Source organism: Pseudomonas sp. 18-147 (genome assembly GCF_051048045.1).
Classification (GTDB): domain Bacteria; phylum Pseudomonadota; class Gammaproteobacteria; order Pseudomonadales; family Pseudomonadaceae; genus Pseudomonas; species Pseudomonas aeruginosa.
This window is the reverse complement of the sequence record NZ_CP182296.1, coordinates 2,802,589-2,826,742: the sequence shown is the minus strand read 5'-3', so window position 1 is coordinate 2,826,742 and position 24,154 is coordinate 2,802,589. Positions and strand designations below refer to the sequence as shown.

24 protein-coding genes and 1 tRNA gene are annotated in these 24,154 nt (G+C 64.7%); 16 read left to right on the top strand and 9 right to left on the bottom strand.

Annotated elements, in window-relative coordinates:
* Window positions 1-7: 7 nt before the first annotated feature.
* Window positions 8-97, bottom strand: a tRNA-Ser gene (locus ACM0M4_RS13585).
* Window positions 98-226: 129 nt separating this feature from the next.
* Between ACM0M4_RS13585 and ACM0M4_RS13580 the strand changes: the two genes are divergently transcribed.
* The 7 genes from ACM0M4_RS13580 (at window position 227) to ACM0M4_RS13550 (ending at window position 4,435) form a co-directional block, all read left to right on the top strand.
* Window positions 227-895, top strand: a complete 669-nt coding sequence (locus ACM0M4_RS13580; protein ID WP_003090386.1) for a Bax inhibitor-1/YccA family protein — start codon at window positions 227-229, stop codon at window positions 893-895.
* Window positions 896-1,004: 109 nt separating this feature from the next.
* Window positions 1,005-1,400: a sulfurtransferase complex subunit TusD gene (tusD, locus tag ACM0M4_RS13575; RefSeq protein ID WP_003090387.1), complete on the top strand. Its 396-nt coding sequence runs from the start codon at window positions 1,005-1,007 to the stop codon at window positions 1,398-1,400.
* Complete coding sequence (gene tusC / locus ACM0M4_RS13570; protein ID WP_003090389.1) at window positions 1,397-1,756, top strand: sulfurtransferase complex subunit TusC; 360 nt, start codon at window positions 1,397-1,399, stop codon at window positions 1,754-1,756. Before tusD ends, tusC begins: the two co-directional genes overlap by 4 nt.
* A complete protein-coding gene (tusB, locus tag ACM0M4_RS13565) occupies window positions 1,756-2,061 on the top strand; it encodes a sulfurtransferase complex subunit TusB (RefSeq protein ID WP_003090391.1) in 306 nt (101 codons plus the stop codon). Before tusC ends, tusB begins: the two co-directional genes overlap by 1 nt.
* Window positions 2,058-2,393, top strand: a complete 336-nt coding sequence (locus ACM0M4_RS13560; protein ID WP_003090393.1) for a TusE/DsrC/DsvC family sulfur relay protein — start codon at window positions 2,058-2,060, stop codon at window positions 2,391-2,393. The genes tusB and ACM0M4_RS13560 overlap by 4 nt, the downstream gene beginning before the upstream one ends.
* Window positions 2,390-3,373 carry a glycosyl transferase family protein gene (locus ACM0M4_RS13555; protein WP_003108776.1) on the top strand — a complete coding sequence of 328 codons (984 nt, stop codon included), beginning with the start codon at window positions 2,390-2,392 and terminating at the stop codon, window positions 3,371-3,373. The genes ACM0M4_RS13560 and ACM0M4_RS13555 overlap by 4 nt, the downstream gene beginning before the upstream one ends.
* A gap of 87 nt (window positions 3,374-3,460) precedes the next feature.
* A complete protein-coding gene (locus ACM0M4_RS13550; protein WP_003097628.1) occupies window positions 3,461-4,435 on the top strand; it encodes a glutathione S-transferase family protein in 975 nt (324 codons plus the stop codon).
* Between the two features lie 4 nt (window positions 4,436-4,439).
* Here the strand turns inward: ACM0M4_RS13550 and cysG are convergent, their stop codons facing one another.
* From cysG to ftsK, 5 genes are all read right to left on the bottom strand, one after another.
* Entirely contained in the window at window positions 4,440-5,837 is a 1,398-nt protein-coding gene (cysG, locus tag ACM0M4_RS13545) for a siroheme synthase CysG (RefSeq protein ID WP_003113366.1), read from the bottom strand.
* Between the two features lies 1 nt (window position 5,838).
* Window positions 5,839-7,119, bottom strand: a complete 1,281-nt coding sequence (serS, locus tag ACM0M4_RS13540; protein ID WP_003097631.1) for a serine--tRNA ligase — start codon at window positions 7,117-7,119, stop codon at window positions 5,839-5,841.
* A 121-nt stretch (window positions 7,120-7,240) separates the two neighbouring features.
* Window positions 7,241-8,566 (bottom strand): replication-associated recombination protein A, encoded by a 1,326-nt coding sequence (locus ACM0M4_RS13535; RefSeq protein WP_003097632.1) that lies wholly within the window; start codon window positions 8,564-8,566, stop codon window positions 7,241-7,243.
* A gap of 9 nt (window positions 8,567-8,575) precedes the next feature.
* Window positions 8,576-9,202 (bottom strand): outer membrane lipoprotein chaperone LolA, encoded by a 627-nt coding sequence (gene lolA, locus ACM0M4_RS13530; protein WP_003090414.1) that lies wholly within the window; start codon window positions 9,200-9,202, stop codon window positions 8,576-8,578.
* A gap of 25 nt (window positions 9,203-9,227) precedes the next feature.
* Window positions 9,228-11,663, bottom strand: coding sequence for a DNA translocase FtsK (gene ftsK, locus ACM0M4_RS13525; protein ID WP_003119977.1), 2,436 nt, complete (start codon window positions 11,661-11,663; stop codon window positions 9,228-9,230).
* Window positions 11,664-11,890: 227 nt separating this feature from the next.
* On the opposite strand from ftsK, the gene trxB reads away from it, so the two are divergent.
* The 4 genes from trxB (at window position 11,891) to infA (ending at window position 14,644) form a co-directional block, all read left to right on the top strand.
* On the top strand, window positions 11,891-12,841 hold the full coding sequence (gene trxB / locus ACM0M4_RS13520) for a thioredoxin-disulfide reductase (protein WP_003090421.1): 951 nt from the start codon (window positions 11,891-11,893) through the stop codon (window positions 12,839-12,841).
* A gap of 37 nt (window positions 12,842-12,878) precedes the next feature.
* Complete coding sequence (gene aat / locus ACM0M4_RS13515; protein WP_003108768.1) at window positions 12,879-13,559, top strand: leucyl/phenylalanyl-tRNA--protein transferase; 681 nt, start codon at window positions 12,879-12,881, stop codon at window positions 13,557-13,559.
* Window positions 13,560-13,613: 54 nt separating this feature from the next.
* Window positions 13,614-14,321, top strand: a complete 708-nt coding sequence (locus tag ACM0M4_RS13510) for an arginyltransferase (protein ID WP_003097644.1) — start codon at window positions 13,614-13,616, stop codon at window positions 14,319-14,321.
* 104 nt (window positions 14,322-14,425) lie between these two features.
* Entirely contained in the window at window positions 14,426-14,644 is a 219-nt protein-coding gene (gene infA / locus ACM0M4_RS13505) for a translation initiation factor IF-1 (protein ID WP_002553999.1), read from the top strand.
* An 81-nt stretch (window positions 14,645-14,725) separates the two neighbouring features.
* Here infA and clpA read toward each other — a convergent pair whose 3' ends face one another.
* Window positions 14,726-17,002 (bottom strand): ATP-dependent Clp protease ATP-binding subunit ClpA, encoded by a 2,277-nt coding sequence (gene clpA / locus ACM0M4_RS13500; protein ID WP_003090432.1) that lies wholly within the window; start codon window positions 17,000-17,002, stop codon window positions 14,726-14,728.
* Between the two features lie 27 nt (window positions 17,003-17,029).
* Window positions 17,030-17,398, bottom strand: coding sequence for an ATP-dependent Clp protease adapter ClpS (gene clpS / locus ACM0M4_RS13495; protein ID WP_221345540.1), 369 nt, complete (start codon window positions 17,396-17,398; stop codon window positions 17,030-17,032).
* A 225-nt stretch (window positions 17,399-17,623) separates the two neighbouring features.
* Here clpS and cspD point away from each other — a divergent pair, with 225 nt between their 5' ends.
* The gene (gene cspD, locus ACM0M4_RS13490; protein WP_003090435.1) at window positions 17,624-17,896 is read left to right on the top strand and encodes a cold shock domain-containing protein CspD; all 273 of its coding nucleotides are present in this window, start codon (window positions 17,624-17,626) and stop codon (window positions 17,894-17,896) included.
* Window positions 17,897-17,968: 72 nt separating this feature from the next.
* Here cspD and icd read toward each other — a convergent pair whose 3' ends face one another.
* Window positions 17,969-19,225, bottom strand: a complete 1,257-nt coding sequence (icd, locus tag ACM0M4_RS13485; protein ID WP_003090436.1) for an NADP-dependent isocitrate dehydrogenase — start codon at window positions 19,223-19,225, stop codon at window positions 17,969-17,971.
* 358 nt (window positions 19,226-19,583) lie between these two features.
* Between icd and ACM0M4_RS13480 the strand changes: the two genes are divergently transcribed.
* From ACM0M4_RS13480 to hflD, 4 genes are all read left to right on the top strand, one after another.
* Entirely contained in the window at window positions 19,584-21,809 is a 2,226-nt protein-coding gene (locus tag ACM0M4_RS13480; RefSeq protein ID WP_073653240.1) for an NADP-dependent isocitrate dehydrogenase, read from the top strand.
* An 86-nt stretch (window positions 21,810-21,895) separates the two neighbouring features.
* Window positions 21,896-22,366 carry an NUDIX hydrolase gene (locus ACM0M4_RS13475; RefSeq protein WP_054376136.1) on the top strand — a complete coding sequence of 157 codons (471 nt, stop codon included), beginning with the start codon at window positions 21,896-21,898 and terminating at the stop codon, window positions 22,364-22,366.
* Between the two features lie 43 nt (window positions 22,367-22,409).
* Window positions 22,410-23,537, top strand: coding sequence for a tRNA 2-thiouridine(34) synthase MnmA (mnmA, locus tag ACM0M4_RS13470; protein WP_003119971.1), 1,128 nt, complete (start codon window positions 22,410-22,412; stop codon window positions 23,535-23,537).
* The gene (gene hflD, locus ACM0M4_RS13465) at window positions 23,534-24,154 is read left to right on the top strand and encodes a high frequency lysogenization protein HflD (RefSeq protein ID WP_003090440.1); all 621 of its coding nucleotides are present in this window, start codon (window positions 23,534-23,536) and stop codon (window positions 24,152-24,154) included. The genes mnmA and hflD overlap by 4 nt, the downstream gene beginning before the upstream one ends.

Here is a 24,154-nt window from a genome sequence, read left to right as displayed (position 1 = left end):
GCGGATATGGCGGAGGCGGTGAGATTCGAACTCACGGAAGAGTCTCCCCTTCGACGGTTTTCAAGACCGTTGCCTTAAACCACTCGGCCACACCTCCGCATCGCGGGGCGCCATAGTACCGGATAGCAACACACTGTCAAACTCTATCGATTGGCCCTGGCAGAGGCTTTGCTATCATGCCCATCAGTACGTCATGGACCCGTTCCCGTTAAGGAGTACCCACACCATGCAAGAACAGCAATATCAGCTGAACTCCGCCGTCGCGGAACAGCGTGAAGTCAGCGGCGTTCTGCGCAATACCTACGGCCTGCTGGCACTCACCCTGGCCTTCAGCGGCCTGGTGGCCTACGTTTCGCAGCAGATGCGCCTGCCCTATCCGAACGTGTTCGTGGTGCTGATCGGCTTCTACGGCCTGTTCTTCCTCACCGTGAAGCTGCGCAACAGCGCCTGGGGTCTGGTCAGCACTTTCGCCCTGACCGGCTTCATGGGCTACACGCTCGGCCCGATCCTCAACATGTACCTCGGCCTGCCCAACGGCGGCAGCGTCATCACTTCGGCGTTCGCCATGACCGCCCTGGTGTTCTTCGGCCTGTCCGCCTATGTGCTGACCACCCGCAAGGACATGAGCTTCCTGTCCGGCTTCATCACCGCCGGCTTCTTCGTCCTGCTGGGCGCCGTGCTGGTATCGCTGTTCTTCCAGATCAGTGGCCTGCAACTGGCGATCAGCGCCGGCTTCGTCCTGTTCTCCTCGGCGATGATCCTCTACCAGACCAGCGCGATCATCCACGGCGGCGAACGCAACTACATCATGGCCACCATCAGCCTGTACGTGTCGATCTACAACCTGTTCATCAGCCTGTTGCAGATCTTCGGCATCGCCGGCGGCGACGACTGATAGAAAACGCCTCCGGAAAAGCCCGTCCCCGCGACGGGCTTTTCATTTGCGGACCGGCAAAACACAGGCATTGGTTTATCATTCGAATAAATCCTTCGCGTATCGCAGCATGAAATTCGCCATCGCCCTATTCGACCCTCCCCACTCCCCCGCCGCCCGCCGCGCGCTGCGCTTCAGCGAAGCCGCGCTGGCCGGCGGGCACGAAATCGTCCGCCTGTTCTTCTACCAGGACGGCGTGCACAGCGCCTCGGCCAACGTCGTGAGCGGCCAGGACGAGTTCGACCTGCCCGCCGCCTGGCGCGAGTTGGTCGAGCGCAACGGCCTGGACGCCGTGGTCTGCATCGCCGCCGCCCTGCGCCGCGGCGTGCTGAACGCCGAGGAAGCCGAACGCTACGGCCGTCCCGGCGCCAACCTTGGCGCACCATGGGAACTGTCCGGACTCGGCCAGTTGCACGAGGCGGCGCAAAGCGCGGACCGCCTGGTCTGCTTCGGAGGCGACCGATGAGCCAGTCGCTGCTGATCATCAGCCGCCAGTCGCCCTGGTCCGGCCCGAGCGCCCGCGAGGCGCTGGACATAGCCCTGGCCGGCGGCGCCTTCGATCTACCGGTCGGCATGCTGTTCCTCGACGACGGCGCGTTCCAGCTGGCTCCCGGCCAGCATCCTGCGCACCTGCAGCAGAAGGACCTGCAGGCCAACCTGCAGGCCCTGCCGATGTTCGGCGTGGACGACCTCTACGTCTCGGCCCGTAGCCTGCGCGAGCGTGGCCTGGCTGAAGAGCGCCTGGCCCTCGCGGTCGAGGTGCTCGACGACCAGGCCCTGCGCGACCTGCTGCAACGCTACGACCAGGTGATTACCCTCTGATGGCCACGACCCTCCACGTACTGTCCCGCTCGCCGTTCAATGACGGCCGCCTGGGCAGTTGCCTGTACCTGCTCAACCCCGGCGACGGCCTGCTGCTCTGCGGCGACGCCGTGCACGCCCTGCTGGCCGGCAGCCACGCCTGCCAGGCTCTGGAACTGATGCCGGCGGAAATCGAACTGTTCGCCCTGCTGGAAGACCTACAGGCGCGCGGTATCGAGGACGTCCCCGCTCGCCTGGTGGCGGTGGACTACCCCGGCTTCGTCGAACTCGCCACCCGCTTCGACAAGGTCAACAGTTGGCTATGACGCTCCTTACGCTGGAAGGCCGGGAAATCCGGCTGGACAAGGACGGCTACCTCGCCGCCCTCGACGATTGGTCGGAGCCGGTGGCGGAAGCCCTGGCCGCCCGCGAGGAGCTGGCCCTGACCGCCGAGCACTGGGAGATTCTCCAACTGCTCCGCGAGTTCTATGCGGAGTTCCAGCTGTCTCCGGCCAACCGCCCGCTGATCAAGTACGTCGCCCAGCGACTGGGTCCGGACAAGGGCAACAGCCTGCACCTCAACCACCTGTTCAAGGGCGCCCCGGCCAAGCTTGGCGCGAAGCTGGCCGGCCTGCCGAAACCGAGCAACTGTCTATGACTCTCTCGACTCCCGCCGAACATCCGTTCGCCCAGTTCGTCCGCATCCTCGGCAAAGGCAAGCGCGGAGCGCGCAGCCTGACCCGGGAGGAAGCCCGCGAGGCCCTCGGCATGATCCTCGACGGCAGGGTCGAGGACACCCAGCTGGGCGCCTTCCTCATGCTCCTGCGGCACAAGGAGGAAAGCAGCGAGGAACTGGCCGGTTTCACAGAGGCGGTGCGCGAGCGCCTGCAAGTCCCGTCCTTGCGCGTCGACCTCGACTGGCCCAGTTACGCCGGCAAGAAGCGCCACCTGCCCTGGTACCTGCTAGCCGCCAAGTGCCTGGCCGGCCATGGCGTGCGCATCCTCATGCACGGCGGCGGCGCGCATACCGCCGGACGCCTGTACAGCGAACAGTTGCTGGCGGCGCTGGAGATCCCGCTCTGCCACGACTGGCTGCAGGTAGAACAGGCCCTGGAGCGCGGCCACCTGGCGTTCATTCCGCTCGGCGCCTGGATGCCGGTGCTGCAACGCATGATCGATCTGCGCAATACCCTCGGCCTGCGCTCGCCGATCCATTCGCTGGTTCGCCTGCTCAACCCCCTGAATGCGGATTGCATCCTGCAGAGCATCTTCCACCCCGGTTACCAGGAAACCCACCGCGAGGCCAGCCGCCTGCTCGGCGACCGGGCCATCGTCATCAAGGGCGAAGGCGGCGAGATCGAAGTCAACCCGGACGTCGTCGCCCACCTGTATGGTTGCGACCAGGGCGAAGCCTGGGACGAGGAATGGCCAGCATTGTCGACGCACCGGCACATGAAGCCGGAACAGCTCGACCCGGGTTTCCTTCGGGCCGTCTGGGACGGCCGCGAAGGCGACGCCTATGGCCACCTGGCGGTGCTCTCCAGCATGGCCCTGGCGCTACGGGCCCTTGGCAAGAATCGCGAAGAAGCCTTCAAGGAAGCCGCACACTACTGGGCGACCCGAAACGAATCGATCTGATCGATACGAATAGCCCTTTATTTATATAAATTTATCGATCACCCGACACTAGACTGTTCCTCCAACGACGTATGGAGGAACCCGCTCATGGGACAGTTGATCGATGGCCGCTGGCACGACCAGTGGTATGACACACAGAAAGACGGCCGCTTCCAGCGCGAAAACGCCCAGCGCCGCCATTGGCTGGGCGAGCCGGCGTTCCCCGCCGAGGGCGGGCGCTACCATCTCTATGTCTCGCTGGCCTGCCCCTGGGCCCATCGGACCCTGATCGTGCGCAAGCTGAAGGGGCTGGAGTCGCTGGTCGATGTTTCGGTGGTCAGTTGGCTGATGCGCGAGAACGGCTGGACCTTCGACCCCGCCCACGGCTCCACCGGCGATCGCCTCGACGGCCTGGCCTTTCTGCACCAGCGCTACACCCGCGACGACCCGCACTACAGCGGCCGGGTCACGGTGCCGCTGCTGTGGGACAAGCAGGCGCAGAAGATCGTCAACAACGAATCAGCCGATATCGTCCGCATCTTCAACAGCGCCTTCGACGCCATCGGCGCCAACGCGCTGGACTTCTACCCGGAGCCGCTGCGCGAGGAGATCGAACGCCTCAACGGACGCATCTATCCTGCGGTCAACAACGGCGTGTACCGTGCTGGCTTCGCCACTCGCCAGGACGCCTACGAGGAGGCCTTCGTCCAGTTGTTCGAGGAGCTGGACTACCTGGAAGGCTTGCTCGGCGAACGCCGCTACCTGGCCGGCGAATACCTGACCGAGGCCGATATCCGCCTGTTCACCACCCTGGTGCGCTTCGATGCGGTGTACCACGGACACTTCAAGTGCAACCTGCGGCGCATCGAAGACTACCCGAATCTCTCCGGCTGGTTGCGCGAGCTGTACCAACGCCCGGGCATCGGCGAGACAGTGGACTTCGAACATATCAAGGGGCACTACTACGCCAGCCACCGCACCATCAACCCGACCGGGATAGTACCGCTGGGCCCGCGTCTCGACCTGGCGCGCGCGCCAGGCCGGGAACGACTTCCCGGCAAGGGCATCTGGGGAGAAGGCTGAAGGCTCAGGCGTCCTCGCGGGCGCCTTCGAACCAGGCCAGCTTGTCGCGCAGTTGCACGACTTCGCCGACGATCACCAGGGTCGGCGCATGCACTTCGTGCTCAGCCACCAGTTGCGGCAGGTTTTCCAGGGTTCCGGTGAATACCCGCTGCTGGGCGGTGGTCCCCTGCTGGATCAGCGCCGCCGGGGTCTGTGCGGAGCGACCGTGGGCGACCAGTTGCTCGCAGATCACCGGCAATCCCACCAGGCCCATGTAGAACACCAGGGTCTGGCCAGGCGCTACCAGGTCCTGCCACGGCAGGTCGGTGGTGCCGTCCTTCAGATGACCGGTGACGAAACGAACCGATTGCGCATGATCGCGATGAGTCAGTGGAATCCCGGCGTAGGCCGCGCAGCCGCTGGCCGCGGTGATTCCCGGCACGACCTGGAAAGGTATGCCGTGGGCAGCCAGTTCGTCGATTTCCTCACCGCCGCGGCCGAAGATGAACGGGTCGCCACCCTTCAGGCGCAGCACGCGCTTGCCCTGGCTGGCCAGCTCCACCAGCAGGCGGTTGATCCGATCCTGCGGCACCGCATGTTCGGCGCGGCGCTTGCCGACGTACAGGCGTTCGGCATCGCGGCGGCATAATTCGAGGATCGACGGCGCCACCAGGCGATCGTAGAGCACCACGTCGGCCTGCTGCATCAGGCGCAGGGCACGGAACGTCAGCAGGTCCGGATCCCCCGGCCCGGCCCCGACCAGATATACCTCGCCCGTGGCTATGTGCGCGAGGCCGCCGGCCAGGTGCTCCTCCAGGAGACGCTCGGCTTCCGCCGGACGGCCGGCCAGGACACGCTCGGCGATCTCGCCCTGGAACAGGTTTTCCCAGAACACCCGGCGCTGCTGCAGGTCGGGTAGCAATTCCTTGACCCGGTGGCGGAAGCGGCTGGCGAGTCCGGCCAGTTGCCCGTAGGTCGAGGGAATCCAGGTTTCCAGCTTGGCCCGGATCAGCCGCGCCAGCACGGGCGCATCGCCGCCGCTGGAGACCGCCACCACCAGCGGCGAACGGTCGACGATGGCCGGGAAGATCACGCTGCACAGGGCCGGCGCGTCCACCACGTTGACCGGTATCCCGCGCGCATTGGCCGCTCGCGACACCTCGGCGTTCAGCGGTTCGTCGTCGGTGGCGGCGATGATCAGGGCGCAGCCGGGCTGGTCGCCGTCCTGGTAGTCGCGTTCGAGCAGCTCGCCGCCGCCCTGCTCCACCAGATGCCGCAGTTCGATGTGGATCTGCGGCGCGACCACGCGCAGGCGCGCGCCGGCGTCGGCCAGCAGGCGCGCCTTGCGCAGGGCGACTTCGCCGCCACCGACCACCAGCGCGAGGCGCCCTTGCAAGGAGTGGAACAGCGGCAGGAAATCCATGTCAGCCGATCACCTCGATGCCAGCCATGTAGGGCTTGAGGACTTCCGGCACACGGATCGAGCCGTCCGCCTGCTGGTAGTTCTCCAGTACCGCCACCAAGGTGCGGCCGACGGCCAGGCCGGAGCCGTTGAGGGTGTGCACCAGCTCGGGCTTGCCGGTTTCCGGATTGCGGTAGCGGGCCTGCATGCGCCGGGCCTGGAAGTCGCCGCAGTTGGAGCAGGAGGAAATCTCGCGGTACTTGTCCTGGCTGGGAACCCAGACTTCCAGGTCGTAGGTCTTGGTCGCACCGAAGCCCATGTCGCCGGTGCACAGCGCCAGCACCCGATACGGCAACTCGAGCAGTTGCAGGACGCGCTCGGCGTTGGCGGTCAGGCCTTCCAGCGCCTCGTAGGAAGTGGCCGGATCGACGATCTGCACCATCTCCACCTTGTCGAACTGATGCTGACGGATCATGCCGCGGGTATCGCGCCCGGAGGCACCGGCCTCGCTGCGGAAGCACGGGGTATGGGCGACGAACTTCAGCGGCAATTGCTTGGCGTCGAGGATCTGCCCGGAGACGATGTTGGTCAGCGAAACCTCGGCGGTCGGGATCAGGTAGAGGTCAGCTTCGCCGTCGCGGCCGATCTTGAACAGGTCCTCCTCGAACTTCGGCAACTGGCCGGTGCCTTGCAGCGCCGGAGCCTGGACGAGATAAGGGGTGTAGGCCTCCTCGTAGCCATGCTCGGCGGTATGCAGGTTGATCATGAACTGCGCCAGGGCGCGATGCAGGCGGGCGATCGGGCCGCGCATGAGGGCGAAGCGCGCGCCGGAAAGCTTGGCAGCGGTCTCGAAATCCAGCCAGCCGTGCCGTTCACCGAGGGCGACATGGTCCTTGACCTCGAAATCGAAGGTCTTCGGCGTGCCCCAGCGACGCACTTCGACGTTGGCGTCCTCGTCGGCACCGACCGGCACCGACTCGTGTGGCAGGTTGGGAATGCCCAGCAGCATGGCATCCAGTTCGCCCTGGATGGCGTCCAGCTGTCGCTTGCCTTCCTCCAGCTCGGAGCCCATGCGGTCGACATCGGCCAGCAGCGGCGCGATGTCCTCGCCACGCTGCTTGGCCTGGCCGATCGCCTTGGAACGCGCGTTGCGCTCGGCTTGCAGCTGCTCGGTACGGGTCTGTACCGACTTGCGCTGCTCTTCCAGCGCTTCGATGCGTGCGACATCCAGTTGGAAGCCACGGGTGGCCAGGCGGGCAGCCACTTCTTGCGGCTGGGTGCGTACCAGTTTGGGATCGAGCATGCTCTTTTCTCGTCTCGTGTCGGTTATCGGCGGTTCGTGGCCCGGTTGGCGCTTCGCCGGCCCCGGCGACGTCATCGACGCCGTCGCGGAAGCCTGGCTAGCTCCGCCGAGCCCATACCGCTCAGGATTTTCTGCGTTGGCGGGGACTGGTGCGATCCAGCTCGGCCAGGTGTTCCAGCTTGTCGCGGATCTTCAGTTCCAGGCCCCTCGGCACCGGTTGATAGTAACGCCGCGGCTCCAGATCCTCGGGGAAATAATCCTCTCCGGCGGCATAGGCATCCGGCTCGTCGTGGGCGTAGCGGTATTCCTCGCCATAGCCGAGGCTCTTCATCAATTTGGTCGGCGCGTTGCGCAAGTGCAATGGCACTTCCCGCGAGCCGCTTTCGGCGACGTCGCGCATCGCCGCGTTGAACGCGCTGTACACCGCATTGCTCTTCGGCGCACAGGCCAGGTAGACGATGGCCTGGGCCACCGCCAGCTCGCCTTCGGGGCTGCCCAGGCGCTCCTGCACGTCCCAGGCCGACAGGCATAGGCCGAGGGCGCGAGGATCGGCGTTGCCAACCTCCTCGCTGGCCATGCGCACCACCCGCCGGGCGATGTACAGGGGATCGCAGCCGCCGTCGAGCATACGCGCGAACCAATAAAGTGCCGCGTCGGGATTGGAGCCGCGCACCGACTTGTGCAGCGCGCTGATCTGGTCGTAGAACGCCTCGCCGCCCTTGTCGAAACGTCGGCGGGTATCGCCGAGCAGATTCTGCAGCAGCTCGGGGCTGATCTCGCTGCCGTCCTCGGCGAGGTCGGCAGCGTTCTCCAGCAGGTTCAGCAGGCGCCGCCCATCGCCGTCGGCGGCGGCCAGGAGAACCTGGAAGCTCTCCTCCGGCAGCCTCAGCTTGCGCTTGCCGAGGCCCTTGTCCTCGTTCAGCGCGCGGCCCACCAGCTTGCGCAGGGCGGCTTCGTCGAGGCTCTTGAGGACATACACGCGAGCCCGCGAGAGCAGCGCATTGTTCAACTCGAAGGACGGGTTCTCGGTGGTCGCGCCAATGAAGATCAGCGTGCCGTCTTCCACATAGGGCAGGAAGGCATCCTGCTGGCTCTTGTTGAAGCGGTGCACCTCATCGACGAACAGGATGGTCCGGCGCCCGTATTGCGCCGCGTGCTGCTTGGCCACCTCGACCGCCTGGCGGATCTCCTTGACCCCGGACAGCACCGCGGAAATGGTCTCGAAATGGGCGTCCGACACCTGCGCCAGCAGCCGCGCCAGGGTAGTCTTGCCGACTCCCGGCGGGCCCCAGAAGATCATCGAGTGCAGCGCGCCCTGCTCCAGCGCCTCGCGCAAGGGCTTGCCGCGGGCCAGCAGGTGTTCCTGCCCCACGTACTCGTCCAGGTTTGCGGGCCTCAGCCGTGCCGCCAGGGGCTGCGCGACGGGCTCGCTGCGGAACAGATCCACGGCTTGCGCTTACTCCTGGATCACGTCGACGCCCGGCGGAACGTCGAAGGTGAATTGCTTGGCATCCAGCGCCTCGTTCATCTTCACGTCGAAGAACAGGATGTTGGTGCGCTGGCCGACGCCATCGATCATCTGCATGTCGTTCACCTTGCCGCTGCGGAACGACAGACGCAAGGTGTCGAAGAGGGTGTCCTTGGTCTTCGGCTTGAGCACGAAATCGACTACGTTGCCGCCTTCCTTGTAGGTGATGGCGAAGCTTTCGCTGATCTTCGAGATGTCGCCGGAGAGCAGCAGCGCCGGCGTCTGGGTCAGGCGCTGATCGAGCTTCTGGATGGTCACCTGCTCCAGGTCCGGGTCGTACAGCCAGACCTTCTCGCCGTTGGAAATGAGCAATTGCTCGTTCGGCGCATCGGTATGCCAGCGGAACAGTCCCGGCCGCTTCAGGCTCAGTTGGCCGGCGGTTTCCTGCAGGCGCGTGCCGCTACCGTCCAGGGTCAGTTGGGAAAAACGCGCGGTCAGGGTCTGGGCCTTGTTCAGCAGGCCGGTCAGGCGCTGGACAGCGGCGCTGTCGTCGGCATGGGCCAGCGAAGCGCCCATGGCCAGGGCGGCAACGAACAACGTGCGGATCAGTCGCATCGGAATCCTCTAAAACCTGTCGGGTTCAATCACGAACCGGCGCCGGCGCGATGACTTCGCGGGAGCCGTTGGTATTCATCGGGGTGACCACGCCGGCCATCTCCATCGCCTCGATCATCCGCGCGGCGCGGTTGTAGCCGATCTTCAGCTTGCGTTGCACGGCGGAGATCGATGCCCGGCGACTCTCGGTGACGAAACGTACCGCCTCGTCGTAGAGCGGGTCGTCCTCGCTGCCTTCGCCGGAGCCGTCGCCGCCATCGAAGGAACCGCCACCGCTGCCGCCTTCGTCGACGCCAGCGAGGATGTCCTCGATGTAGTCGGGCGCGCCGCGCAGCTTCCAGGCCTCGACCACCCGGTGCACCTCGTCGTCGGAAACGAAGGCGCCGTGCACGCGAATCGGCAGGCCTGTGCCCGGCGGCAGGTAGAGCATGTCGCCGTGGCCGAGAAGTTGTTCGGCGCCACCCTGGTCGAGGATGGTGCGCGAGTCGATCTTGCTGGAGACCTGGAAGGCGATCCGGGTCGGGATGTTGGCCTTGATCAGGCCGGTGATCACGTCCACCGACGGCCGCTGGGTCGCCAGGATCAGGTGGATACCGGCCGCCCGCGCCTTCTGCGCGATACGGGCGATAAGCTCCTCGACCTTCTTGCCGACGATCATCATCATGTCGGCGAATTCGTCGACCACCACCACGATGGTCGGCAGGGTGCTCAGCTGCGGCGGCTCGTCGTCCGGGCTTTCGCGACGGAACAGCGGGTCGGTCAGCGGCGTGCCAGCCTCCTCGGCGTCCTTCACCTTGCGGTTGAAGCCAGCCAGGTTGCGCACACCCATGGCCGCCATCAGGCGGTAGCGCCGCTCCATCTCCGCCACGCTCCAGCGCAGGGCGTTGGCGGCTTCCTTCATGTCGGTGACCACCGGGCAGAGCAGGTGCGGGATCCCTTCGTAGATCGACAGTTCGAGCATCTTCGGGTCGATCATGATCAGTCGCGCCTCGCTCGGCGTGGACTTGAACAGGATCGACAGGAGCATGGCGTTGACCCCCACCGACTTACCGGAGCCGGTGGTACCGGCCACCAGCAGGTGCGGCATCTTCGCCAGGTCGGTGATGATCGGCCGACCGCCGATGTCGTGGCCCAGGGCCAGCGGCACGGTGGACTTGTGCTCGTCGTACTCCGGCGACGACAGCACTTCGGAGAAGCGCACCATCTGCCGGTCTTCGTTGGGAATCTCGATGCCGACGGTGGTCTTGCCGGGAATCACTTCCACCACCCGCACGCTGATCACCGCCAGCGAGCGCGCCAGGTCCTTGGCCAGGTTGGAAATGCGGCTGACCTTGACCCCCGCCGCGGGCTGGATCTCGAAACGGGTGATCACGGGGCCCGGATGCACCGAATCCACGCTGACCTCGACGCCGAACTCCTTCAGCTTGATCTCCAGCAGGCGCGACATCGCCTCCAGCGACTCGGGCGAGTAGCTCTTCTGCTTCACTTCCGCCGGATCGAGCAGCGACAGCGGCGGCAGGGTGCCCTCCACCGCCGTATCGACGAACAGCGGCGCCTGCTTCTCTTTCAGCACGCGCTTGCTCGGCTCCGGGGCCTTCGGCGGCGGTGGCGGATCGATCTTCGGCGGCGGGCGCTTCTCCCGCTCGCTCATGTGCTTGGCCAGGGCCTCTTCGCGTTCCAGCAGGCGCTCCTTGGCCTTGGACTGTTCGCGGCGGTCCGGCACGCTCGGCGCCACCACCTCGGCGACGCGCTCGTCGACCTCGCGCAGTTGCGCGACCAGTTGCTTGCGCTCGGCGCGCGCGCCCATCCAGCGATTGAAGGCGTTCTGGATCAGTTCGAAGAAGTCCAGGGTGATCTTGCCGGTGACATCCATCACCTTGAACCAGGAGAGGTCGGCGAACACCGTCAGGCCGAAGAGGAACAGGGCGAAGAACACCAGCGTGCTGCCCTGCACGTTCAGCGCATCCACCGCGACGCGGCCCAGGCTCTGGCCGATGGCGCCACCGGCCGAGGCGCTGGCCGGCATGTGGCCGCTGGCGTGGAAATGGATGTAGGCCAGTGCCGAGCCGGCCAGGATCAGGAAGATCAGCCCGACCAGGCGCCAGGAAAACAGCCAGGTGTTCCATTCCCACGGTAGGTTGCGGCGGCGGAATACCTGCCAGGTCTTGATGCCCAGCAACAGCGGAAAGAGGTAGGCGAAGTAGCCGAGCGTCATGAACAGGATATCGGCGGATACCGCACCGAGCCGACCGGCGGCATTCTGCACCTGGTCAACCTGGCTCGAGTGACTCCAGCTCGGATCGGCCGGATCATAGGTGAGCAGAGCCATCCACAAGTAGAGGCAGAGCGCGCCCAGCGCGATCAGGACCCCTTCCTTCAGGCGGGAATGCAGTTGCTGACGCCATGCGGCGGCATGGCTCGCGGTGGTCGAATCCTTCAAATCGCTATTTTTCCTGCGCACGGCTGGTGCTTTAGAAGCTGTCTTGGTCAAAACGCGCCTATTGTACGGCTTTAGGGAAACTCTGAAAAATCACACCCGAAATCAGCGGCAATCCGTGCGTGGCTGATCCCGGCCCCGGGGTTTTGCCGGCCTTTTGCGGATAGGTGTAGCATAGCCGGCAGAACTCTTCAGGCGGCTCCATTGGAGCACGCATTTTCTTATGTGACAAAGGCTTATGGAGTCTTTTTATGAGTGAAGTCAAGCATTCGCGCCTCATCATCCTGGGCTCCGGTCCGGCCGGCTATACCGCCGCCGTGTACGCCGCACGCGCCAATCTCAAGCCAGTGGTGATCACCGGCATCCAGCCAGGCGGCCAGCTGACCACCACCACCGAAGTCGACAACTGGCCGGGCGACGTCGAAGGCCTTACCGGCCCGGCGCTGATGACCCGCATGCAGCAGCACGCCGAGCGTTTCGACACCGAGATCGTCTACGACCACATCCACACCGCCGAGTTGCAACAGCGCCCCTTCACACTGAAGGGCGATAGTGGCACTTATACCTGCGATGCATTGATCATTGCCACCGGTGCCTCCGCGCAATACCTGGGCATGTCGTCGGAAGAAGCCTTCATGGGCAAGGGCGTTTCCGCCTGCGCCACCTGCGACGGCTTCTTCTACCGCAACCAGGTGGTCTGCGTGGTCGGCGGCGGCAATACCGCCGTCGAGGAAGCGCTGTACCTGGCCAACATCGCCAAGGAAGTCCACCTGATCCACCGTCGCGACAAGCTGCGCTCGGAGAAGATCCTCCAGGACAAGCTGTTCGACAAGGCCGAGAACGGCAACGTGCGCCTGCACTGGAACACCACCCTGGACGAGGTGCTGGGCGACGCCAGCGGCGTCACCGGCGTACGCCTGAAGAGCACCATCGACGGCAGCACCAGCGAGCTATCGCTGGCCGGCGTGTTCATCGCCATCGGCCACAAGCCGAACACCGACCTGTTCCAGGGCCAACTGGAAATGCGCGACGGCTACCTGCGGATCCACGGCGGCAGCGAAGGCAATGCCACCCAGACCAGCATCGAAGGCGTGTTCGCCGCCGGCGACGTGGCCGACCACGTCTACCGCCAGGCCATCACTTCCGCCGGCGCCGGCTGCATGGCCGCGCTGGATGCCGAAAAATACCTCGACGACCATTGATCGGACCCGGGGGAGGCCCGCCCTCCCCTACCCCGCCATGCTGACCTGGCTTTCCCGCACCGACTTCGACTTTCCGCCCCTCGACAAGGCCCTGCAGGAGCCCAACGGGCTGCTCGCGGCCGGCGGCGACCTCAATCCGCAACGCCTGGTTGCAGCCTATCGCCACGGCTGCTTCCCCTGGTACCAGGATGGCCAGCCGATCCTCTGGTGGTCGCCCGACCCGCGTACCGTCCTGTTCCCCGACGAACTGCACGTTTCCCGCAGCCTGGCCAAGTGCCTGCGCCAGCAACGCTTCGAAGTCACTTTCAACCGTGACTTCCGGGCGGTGATCCAGGCTTGTGCCGCGCCGCGTGACTACGCCGACGGCACCTGGATCACCACGCCGATGCAACTGGCCTACCAGGAGCTGCACCTGCGCGGCATCGCCCACTCCGTGGAAGTCTGGCAGGAGCGACAACTGGTCGGCGGCCTCTACGGCCTGGCCATGGGCAGGCTGTTCTTCGGCGAATCGATGTTCAGCCGCGCCGACAACGCTTCCAAGGTCGGCTTCGTCACGCTGGTCCGCCATCTGCGCGACGCCGGCTTCGTCCTCATCGACTGCCAGATGCCGACCCGCCACCTGCACAGCCTGGGCGCCCGCGCCATCAGCCGGGGGGAATTCGCCGACTACCTGCAACGCTATCGCGACCAGCCTCCTACCGGCGACCTGGATTTTTAGGCGAGTTTCCGTGCCTGGCATAAACTTGCTTATGGGTCCCTGCTGGAGTTCACCATGACCGAACTCGCCCGACTGAAGTTCTACGCGACGCAACCGCACCCGTGCAGCTACCTGCCCGAGGAGCAGGCAACCACCCTGTTCCTCGATCCCAGCCAGCCCATGGACACGCAGTTGTACGCCTCGCTGTCGGAGGTCGGCTTCCGCCGCAGCGGCGACCATCTCTATCGTCCGCACTGCCAGCATTGCACCGCCTGCATCGCCGCGCGCATACCGGTCGCCGGCTTCAGCCCGAACCGCCAGCAGCGGCGCATCCTCAAGCGCAATGCGGAACTGCAGGTGATCCGCAAGCGACCGAGCTTCAACGAGGAGTACTACGACCTCTATCGGCGCTACATCGAGCAACGCCACGCCGACGGCGACATGTATCCGCCCAGCCGCGACCAGTTCGCCACCTTCCTGGTCCGCGACCTGCCCTTCTGCTGCTTCTTCGAGTTCCGCCTGCATGGCCGCCTGCTGGCCATAGCCGTGACGGACGTGCTGCCGAACGGACTCTCGGCCGTCTATACCTTCTACGATCCCGACGAAGAGCAGCGCAGCCTGGGACGCTACGCGATCCTCTGGCAGATCGCCGAGACCGAACGCCTGGGCCTGCAGGCCGTCTACCTGGGCTACTGGATCAAGAATTGCCGCAAGATGAACTACAAGACCCAGTACCGGCCCATCGAACTGTTCGTCAACCAGCGCTGGGTCGCCCTCACCTGATAGCCGTGTGGCGCTATTGTCGATTTTCTGGCACAATGCACGCCGCTTTTCACGGCCCACCTCTCATTGAAAGGGCCACCCATAGATACCGAGGGCTCTACTGCATGTCGAAAGAAGACAGCTTCGAAATGGAAGGTACTGTCGTCGACACCCTGCCCAACACCATGTTCCGTGTGGAGTTGGAAAATGGGCACGTCGTCACCGCGCACATCTCCGGCAAAATGCGCAAGAACTACATCCGCATCCTCACCGGCGACAAGGTCCGCGTGGAACTGACGCCCTACGACCTGAGCAAGGGCCGCATCACCTACCGCGCCCGCTGAGTCGACACGAGCCGCTGCGGCTCGCCGATTGCAAAAGAAAACGCCCGGCATCTGCCGGGCGTTTTCGTTGCCGCGCTCGGATCAGGCGGGCTCCGCCGCCGTGATCTCGAACTCGAAGGCCAGCTCGTCGCCCTTCAGGTCGACATGCACCAGGCCGCCATGCTCGGCCAGCTCGCCGAACAGGATCTCCTCGGCCAACGGCCGCTTGATCTTGTCCTGGATAAGCCGCGCCATCGGTCGCGCACCCATCTGCACGTCGTAGCCCTTCTCCGCCAGCCAGCCGCGCGCCGCATCGCTGACCTCGAGCTGGACGCGCTTGTCCTCCAGCTGCGCCTGCAGCTCGGTGAGGAACTTGTCGACCACGCTCTTGATCGTCTCGGTGCTCAGGCGGCCGAACTGGATGATGGTATCCAGGCGGTTGCGGAACTCCGGGGTGAAGCTCTTCTTGATCACTTCCATCGCATCGGTGGTGTGATCCTGCTGGTTGAAGCCGATCGACGCGCGCGCCGCCACTTCCGCGCCGGCGTTGGTGGTCATGATCAGGATGATGTTGCGGAAGTCCGCCTTGCGCCCGTTGTTGTCGGTCAGGGTGCCGTGGTCCATCACCTGCAGCAGCAGGTTGAAGACCTCCGGGTGAGCCTTCTCGATCTCGTCGAGCAGCAACACGCAGTGCGGGGTCTTGGTGATCGCCTCGGTGAGCAGGCCGCCCTGGTCGAAGCCGACGTAGCCCGGAGGCGCACCGATCAGCCGCGACACGGTATGCCGCTCCATGTACTCGGACATGTCGAAGCGCACCAGTTCCACGCCCAAGGCCTTCGCCAACTGCCGCGCCACCTCGGTCTTGCCCACGCCGGTGGGACCGGCGAAGAGGAACGAGCCGACCGGCTTGTCCGGCGCCTTGAGCCCGGCCCGGGACAGCTTGATCGCCGTGGACAGCGACTCGATGGCGTCGTCCTGGCCGAACACGGTCAGCTTGAGGTCGCGTTCGAGGTTGCGCAGCAACTCCTTGTCGGAGGTGGTGACGTGTTTCGGCGGGATCCGCGCGATCTTCGCCACGATATCCTCGACCTGCGCCACCTCGATGCGCTTCACGCGCTTCTCTTCCGGCTGCAGGCGCTGGTAGGCGCCCGCCTCGTCGATGACGTCGATGGCCTTGTCCGGCATGTGCCGGTCGTTGATGTAGCGCGCCGCCAGCTCGGCCGCGGCGCGCAGCGCCTCGTCGCTGTACTCGATGTGGTGATGCTGCTCGAAGCGCCCCTTGAGGCCCTTGAGGATGCCATAGGTGTCTTCCACCGACGGCTCGGTCACGTCGACCTTCTGGAAGCGCCGCGCCAAGGCCCGGTCCTTCTCGAAGATGCCGCGGAACTCCTGGAAGGTGGTCGAGCCGATGCAGCGGATCTCGCCCGAGGACAGAACCGGCTTGAGCAGGTTGGAGGCGTCCATTACCCCGCCGGATGCCGCACCGGCGCCGATGATGGTATGGATCTCGTCGATGAACAGCACCGCGTGCGGGCGCTTGCGCAACTCGTTGAGCAAGGCCTTGAAGCGCTTCTCGAAGTCGCCGCGGTACTTTGTACCCGCGAGCAAGGCACCCAGGTCGAGGGAGTAGACCACGCTGTCGGCCAGCAGGTCCGGCACCTGGCCATCGACGATGCGTTTGGCCAGGCCCTCGGCGATGGCCGTCTTGCCGACCCCCGCCTCGCCTACCAGCAGCGGGTTGTTCTTGCGCCGGCGGGCAAGGATCTGCGCCACCCGCTCGACTTCATGTTCACGCCCCACCAGCGGGTCGATCCGCCCCTGGCGAGCCAGTTCGTTGAGGTTGCTGGCATAGGCGTCCAGCGGATGGTTGGACGTGGCCGACTCGCCACCTTCCTCATCCTGCATATCCTGCTCCCCATCCTGCGGATGTTCGGCATGCCCGGGCACCTTGGAGATACCATGGGCGATGTAGTTCACCACATCGATACGCGCGATGCTCTGCTGCTTGAGCAGGAACACCGCCTGGCTTTCCTGTTCGCTGAAGATCGCCACCAGGACATTGGCCCCGGTCACTTCGCGCTTGCCGGAACTCTGCACGTGGAACACCGCACGCTGCAGGACGCGCTGGAAGCCCAGCGTCGGCTGGGTTTCGCGCTCGTCGTCGTGCTGCGGGATCAGCGGCGTGGTGGAATCGATGAATTCCTGCAGGTCGCGCCGCAGCTTGTCCAGGTTGGCACCGCACGCACGCAATACCGTTGCCGCCGCCTCATTGTCCAGCAAGGCCAGCAGCAGGTGCTCAACCGTCATGAATTCATGGCGTTTGGCCCTCGCCTCCTTGAAGGCGAGATTGAGGGTGACTTCGAGCTCTCGATTCAACATGGCTTCACCTCGCTCCCAAACATCCGATCAACTGTCTTTCTCTATCTCGCAGAGCAATGGATGCTGGCTCTCCCGTGCATACTGATTGCCCTGCATCGCCTTGGTTTCGGCCACGTCCCGGGTAAACAAGCCGCAGACCGCCTTACCCTGAGTATGTACCGTCAACATGATCTTGGTGGCTTTTTCCCGGTCCATGTTGAAGAACACTTCCAGCACTTCAACAACAAAGTCCATCGGCGTGTAATCGTCGTTGAACAGTACCACCTTATACAACGGTGGCGGCTGTAATACAGGCTTCGACTCCTGTACCGCGAGCCCCGCCCCTTCGTCCTCGTGCTCATGAGGCTCGGGATGGTCCTGATTGAATGTTAGTCGAATCTGGCTAGGTGCATGCATGAGGAAAAAAAGCTTTGCCTTTCTGGAAAGTTATGGACCGACATGATGTTGATCCGTTTCTCAGGCGTATGGTTCAGCGCCTTGACTAACTGCAAAAGGGTGTTACAAACAATGGAATACCCCTACAGGGTATCAGGGGTTCCGCACCCGTCTCGACCCAGGTCGGACGCGGGATCGTAGTGGATGATACTCCAGCGTTGGAGTCCTTTGCAGAGGGATATGAGCATGCTCAGCGGTAAGGTCAAGTGGTTCAACAACGCCAAGGGCTACGGGTTCATCCTGGCCGAGGGCCGAGATGAGGACCTGTTCGCCCATTACTCGGCCATTCAGATGGACGGTTACAAGACACTCAAGGCGGGCCAGCCGGTCAATTTCGAGATCATCCAGGGACCGAAGGGACTGCATGCCATCAACATCAGCCCCGCCACCGCGACAACCGCCGCACCCTCCGCCCCCGCCCCGCAGGAAGAGCCGCAGGCGACGCCCATCGAAGCCTGACCCCAGCGCGGATGCGGAAATGAAAAAGGCCGGTGCGAACCGGCCTTTTTCTCGTTCGGGCGCTAGCCCTTCCTACATCTTGGCAATCATCGCGTCGCCGAACTCCGAGCAGGACAGCAGGGTCGCGCCGTCCATCAGGCGTTCGAAGTCATAGGTCACGGTCTTGGCGGCGATCGCCCCGTTGGTGCCCTTGATGATCAGGTCGGCCGCCTCGGTCCAACCCATGTGGCGCAGCATCATCTCCGCGGAGAGGATCAGCGAACCCGGGTTGACCTTGTCCTGGCCGGCGTACTTCGGCGCGGTGCCGTGGGTCGCCTCGAACATGGCCACCGAATCGGACAGGTTGGCGCCGGGCGCGATGCCGATGCCACCGACCTCGGCCGCCAGGGCGTCGGAGAGATAGTCGCCGTTCAGGTTCAGGGTGGCGATCACGTCGTACTCGGCGGGGCGCAGCAGGATCTGCTGCAACATGGCGTCGGCGATCACGTCCTTGACCACGACGTTCTTGCCGGTCTTCGGATTCTTGAACTGCATCCACGGACCGCCGTCCAGCAGCTCGGCGCCGAATTCATCGCGCGCGACTTCGTAGCCCCAATCCTTGAAGGCACCCTCGGTGAACTTCATGATGTTGCCCTTGTGCACCAGGGTCACCGAACTGCGGTCGTTGTCGACGGCGTATTGCAGGGCCTTGCGCACCAGGCGCTTGGTGCCTTCCTGGGAAACCGGCTTGATGCCGATGCCGCAGTTCTCGGTGAAGCGGATCTTCTTGACGCCCATTTCCTCGGTGAGGAACTTGATGACCTTCTCCGCTTCCGGCGAACCGGCCTTCCACTCGACGCCGGCATAGATGTCCTCGGAGTTCTCGCGGAAGATCACCATGTCCACGTCGCCGGGCTTCTTCACCGGGCTGGGCACGCCTTCGAACCAGCGTACCGGGCGCTGGCAGACGTAGAGATCGAGTTGCTGGCGCAGGGCCACGTTCAGGGAGCGGATGCCGCCACCGACCGGGGTGGTCAGCGGGCCCTTGATGGAAACCACGTAGTCGCGTACGGCGTCCAGGGTTTCCTGGGGCAGCCAGGTGTCCTGGTCATACACCTGGGTGGCCTTCTCGCCGGCGTAGACTTCCATCCAGGCGATCTTGCGCTCGCCCTTGTATGCTTTTTCCACTGCAGCGTCGACAACCTTGATCATGACCGGGCTGATATCGACGCCGATGCCATCACCCTCGATGAACGGGATGATCGGGTTCTTCGGTACGCTCAAGGACATGTCGGCATTCACAGTGATTTTGTCACCGGTCGCCGGCACCTGGATCTTTTGGTATCCCATGCTGAACTCCGTGTTGTGGTTAAAACCCTGTTGCAGCCTTCTAGGGTAGCCCAGTTGTCCGCCCGGAAACCACATCTTCCTTAGTCTAAACAGGCGAGCGCATCAGCCCGGCGAGAGGGTGGTATACTGCGCGCCATGACTTCGCAGTCATCGAGGTCCGAGCAGTCTGGGACCAGACCCTCTCCCCTCGCAGCGTCGGGTTCGCCACCATGAACCCGCCGTACAACGCTCTACTGGCGCCCCTATATCCCGCGGCATATCTCGATTTCGATTCAACCCGATGTTGAGCGAAGGCATCGCGTCCACCAACGCGTATCGAGACTCTGTGCGCGCCCAGCAAAAAAGAGAGTTACCGTAGATGTCCATCCGCTCGAAGATCACCTACACCTTCACCGACGAAGCACCCGCGCTCGCCACCTACTCGCTCCTCCCCATCGTCAAGGCCTTTGCCGCTTCCGCCGGCATCGACGTCGAGACCAGCGACATCTCTCTTGCAGGACGCATCCTGGCCAACTTCGCCGACCGCCTCGAAGCCGACCAGCGTATCGAAGACGACCTCGCCCGCCTGGCGGTCCTGGCCACCTCGCCCGACGCCAATATCATCAAGCTGCCCAACATCAGCGCCTCGGTGCCCCAGCTGAAAGGCGCGATCGCCGAGCTGCAGGGCCTGGGCTACAAGGTTCCCGACTTCCCGGAAGACCCGCAGACCGACGAAGAGAAAGAGGTTCGCGCACGCTACGCGAAGATCCTCGGCAGCGCCGTGAACCCGGTCCTGCGCGAAGGCAATTCCGACCGTCGCGCGCCTGCCGCAGTGAAGGCCTACGCCCGCAAGCACCCGCACTCCATGGGCAAGTGGAGCATGGCCTCGCGCTCCCACGCCGACTACATGCGCGGCGGCGACTTCTTCTCCAGCGAACAGTCCATCACCATGGCCAAGGCCGGTGACGTGCGCATCGAATTCGTCGGCAAGGACGGCAAGGTCGAGGTCAAGAAGCAACTGAGCCTGCAGGAAGGCGAAGTGCTCGACAGCATGTTCATGAGCTGCGGCAAGCTGCGCGACTTCTTCGAGAAGACCCTGCAGGACTGCAAGGAAACCGGCGTCATGTGGTCCCTGCACGTCAAGGCGACCATGATGAAGATTTCCCACCCGATCGTCTTCGGACATGCGGTGAGCGTCTACTACAAGGACGTCTTCGACAAGTGGGGCCAACTCTTCGAAGAGCTCGGCGTGAACCCGAACAACGGTATCTCCAGCGTCTACGACAAGATCAAGTCGCTGCCCGCCTCCCAGCAGGAAGAGATCCTCCACGACATCCACGAGGTGTACAGCCACCGCCCGGAAATGGCGATGGTCGACTCCGTGAAAGGCATCACCAACCTGCACATTCCGAGCGACGTCATCGTCGACGCCTCGATGCCGGCGATGATCCGCAACTCCGGCCAGATGTGGGGCAAGGACGGCAAGCAGAAAGACACCAAGGCGGTAATGCCGGAAAGCACCTACGCCCGCATCTACCAGGAGATGATCAACTTCTGCAAGACCAACGGCGCCTTCGACCCGACCACCATGGGCAGCGTGCCGAACGTCGGCCTGATGGCGCAGAAGGCCGAGGAATACGGCTCCCACGACAAGACCTTCGAAATGACCGCCGACGGCACCATGCGCGTGGTCCTGGCCGACGGCAGCGTGCTGATGCAGCACGACGTGGAGACCGGCGACATCTGGCGCGCCTGCCAGACCAAGGACGCACCGATCCGCGACTGGGTCAAGCTGGCCGTCACCCGCGCACGCCAGTCCGATACCCCGGCGATCTTCTGGCTGGACCCGGAGCGCGCCCACGACCGCGAACTGCGCAAGAAGGTCGAGCTGTACCTCAAGGACCACGACCTGACCGGTCTCGACATCAGCATCATGGGCTACAACGAGGCCATTCGCGTCAGCATGGAACGCCTGATCCGCGGCAAGGACACCATCTCGGTGACCGGCAACGTCCTGCGCGACTACCTGACCGACCTGTTCCCGATCATGGAACTGGGCACCTCGGCCAAGATGCTCTCCATCGTTCCGCTGATGGCAGGCGGCGGCATGTACGAAACCGGCGCCGGCGGCTCGGCACCCAAGCACGTCCAGCAACTGGTGGAAGAGAACTACCTGCGCTGGGACTCCCTGGGCGAGTTCCTGGCCCTGGCCGTGTCCCTGGAGGAAACCGGGATCAAGACCGGCAACGCCAAGGCCAAGCTGCTCGGCAAGGCGCTGGACGAAGCCACCGGCAAGCTGCTGGACAACAACAAGTCGCCGTCGCGCAAGGTCGGCGACATCGACAACCGCGGCAGCCACTTCTACCTGGCGATGTACTGGGCCCAGGCCCTGGCCGCCCAGGACGAAGACGCCGAACTGAAAGCGCACTTCGCACCGCTGGCCGAGGCCCTGACCGAGCAGGAAGCGACCATCGTCGCCGAACTCAATGCGGTCCAGGGCAAGCCGGCCGAGATCGGCGGCTACTATCGCTCCAACCCGGAGCTGACCAGCAAGGTGATGCGCCCCAGCGCCACCTTCAACGCGGCGATCGACAGCCTGGCCTGATGGCGTCACGCTGACGAAGCAGAAACCCCGGGCCTACGCTCGGGGTTTCTTTTTATCGAGGCCTTTTCCGTACCGAGGAGACATCCATGAGCTGGCACCCCCATGTCACCGTAGCGACCATCGTCGAGGACCAGGGCCGCTTCCTGCTGGTCGAGGAACAGGCCGACGGCCGCGAGGTGCTGAACCAGCCCGCCGGGCACCTGGAGCCCGCCGAAAGCCTGCTCGAGGCCGCCCTGCGCGAAACCCTCGAGGAAACCGGCTGGGAGGTCGAGCTGAGCGCCGTCACCGGCATCTACCTGTACACCGCCCCGTCCAACGGTGTCACCTATCAGCGCGTATGCTTCGCCGCCCGCCCCGTGCGCCACCACCCCGAGCGCGCCCTCGACGACGGCATCATCGGCCCGCGCTGGCTGAGCCGCGACGAACTGGCCGCCCAGCCGCAGCGCTGGCGCAGCCACCTGGTGCTGCGCTGCATCGACGACTACCTGGCCGGCGGCCGCTATCCCCTGGCGCTGATCCGCGACACCCACTTGTCGCCCTCCCTACCCCAGGCCTGATAGAATCCGCGTTTTACGAATTCGCCCGTGACGCCTGATCGCTATGTCTGAATCCGCCCCCACCCCACGCCGCGAGCGCGTGATCGTCGGCATGTCCGGCGGCGTCGACTCGTCCGTCTCCGCCCTGCTCCTGTTGCAGCAGGGCTATCAGGTCGAAGGCCTGTTCATGAAGAACTGGGACGAGGACGACGGCACCGAATACTGTACCGCCCGCGAGGACCTGGCCGACGCCCAGGCCGTCTGCGACCGGATCGGCATCAAGCTGCACACGGCGAACTTCGCCGCGGAATACTGGGATAACGTGTTCGAGCACTTCCTTGCCGAGTACAAGGCCGGCCGTACGCCGAACCCGGACATCCTCTGCAACCGCGAAATCAAGTTCAAGGCGTTCCTCGACTACGCGCTGATGCTCGGCGCGGACCTGATCGCCACCGGCCACTATGTGCGGCGCCGCGACCGCGACGGGCGCACCGAGCTGCTCAAGGGCCTGGACCCGAACAAGGACCAGAGCTACTTCCTGCACGCGGTGGGCGGCGAGCAGATCGCCCGCAGCCTGTTCCCCGTCGGCGAACTGGAGAAGCCGGAAGTCCGCGCCATCGCCGAGAAGCATGGCCTCGCCACGGCGAAGAAGAAGGACTCCACGGGCATCTGCTTCATTGGCGAGCGACGCTTCACCGATTTCCTCAAGCAGTACCTGCCGGCCCAGCCGGGCGACATCGAGACCATCGAAGGCAAGGTCATCGGTCGCCACAGCGGCCTGATGTACCACACCATCGGCCAGCGCCAGGGCCTCGGCATCGGCGGTCTCAAGGAAGCCGGCGACGATCCCTGGTACGTGCTCGGCAAGGACCTGCAACGCAACGTGCTGCTGGTCGGCCAGGGCAACGACCACCCGCTGCTGTTCTCCCGCGCCCTGCTGGCCTCGCGAATCTACTGGGTCAACCCGGTCGAACTGGAGCGGCCGCGCCGCCTGCGGGCCAAGGTGCGCTACCGCCAGAGCGACCAGGACTGCGTCCTGGAGAAAACCGCCGAAGGCTACCGCGCGGTGTTCGACGAACCGCAGCGCGCAGTGACCCCGGGGCAATCGGTGGTGTTCTACGACGGCGACGTCTGCCTCGGCGGCGGCGTGATCGAAACGGCGGAAGCCTGGGATTTCGGAGGACGCCCGTGAGCGATCCGCGACAGCAACTGATTGCCCTCGGCGCCGTCTTCGAATCCGCAGCCCTGGTCGACAAGCTGGCACGCACCGGACAGATCAGCGAAGCCCCGCTGGGCTGCATGCTCGGCAGCCTGCTGGCGCGCAACCCGGCCAGCACCCTGGACGTCTACGGTGGCGACAGCCTCAACCTGCGCGACGGCTTCAAAGCCCTGGCCAGCGCCCTGGAGCGCAAGCCCGGCAGCCTGCAGCGCGAACCGCTGCGCTACGCCCTGGCGATGCTGACCCTGGAACGGCAACTGGACAAGCGCGGCGATATGCTCGACCTGATCGGCCAGCGCCTCGACCAGGTCGAACAGCAGGTCCAGCACTTCGGGCTGGTCCACGAGAACGTCATCGCCTCGTTCGCCAGCATCTACCAGGACACCCTCAGCACCTTCCGCCAGCGCATCCAGGTACACGGCGACATGCGCCACCTGCAGGTCAGCAGCAACGCCGCGCGGATCCGCGCCCTGCTGCTCGCCGGCATCCGCTCGGCGCGGCTCTGGCGGCAACTGGGCGGCAGCCGCTGGCAGATGGTATTCAGCCGGCGCCGGCTGCTCAACGAACTCTATCCCCTGCTGCGCGGCTAG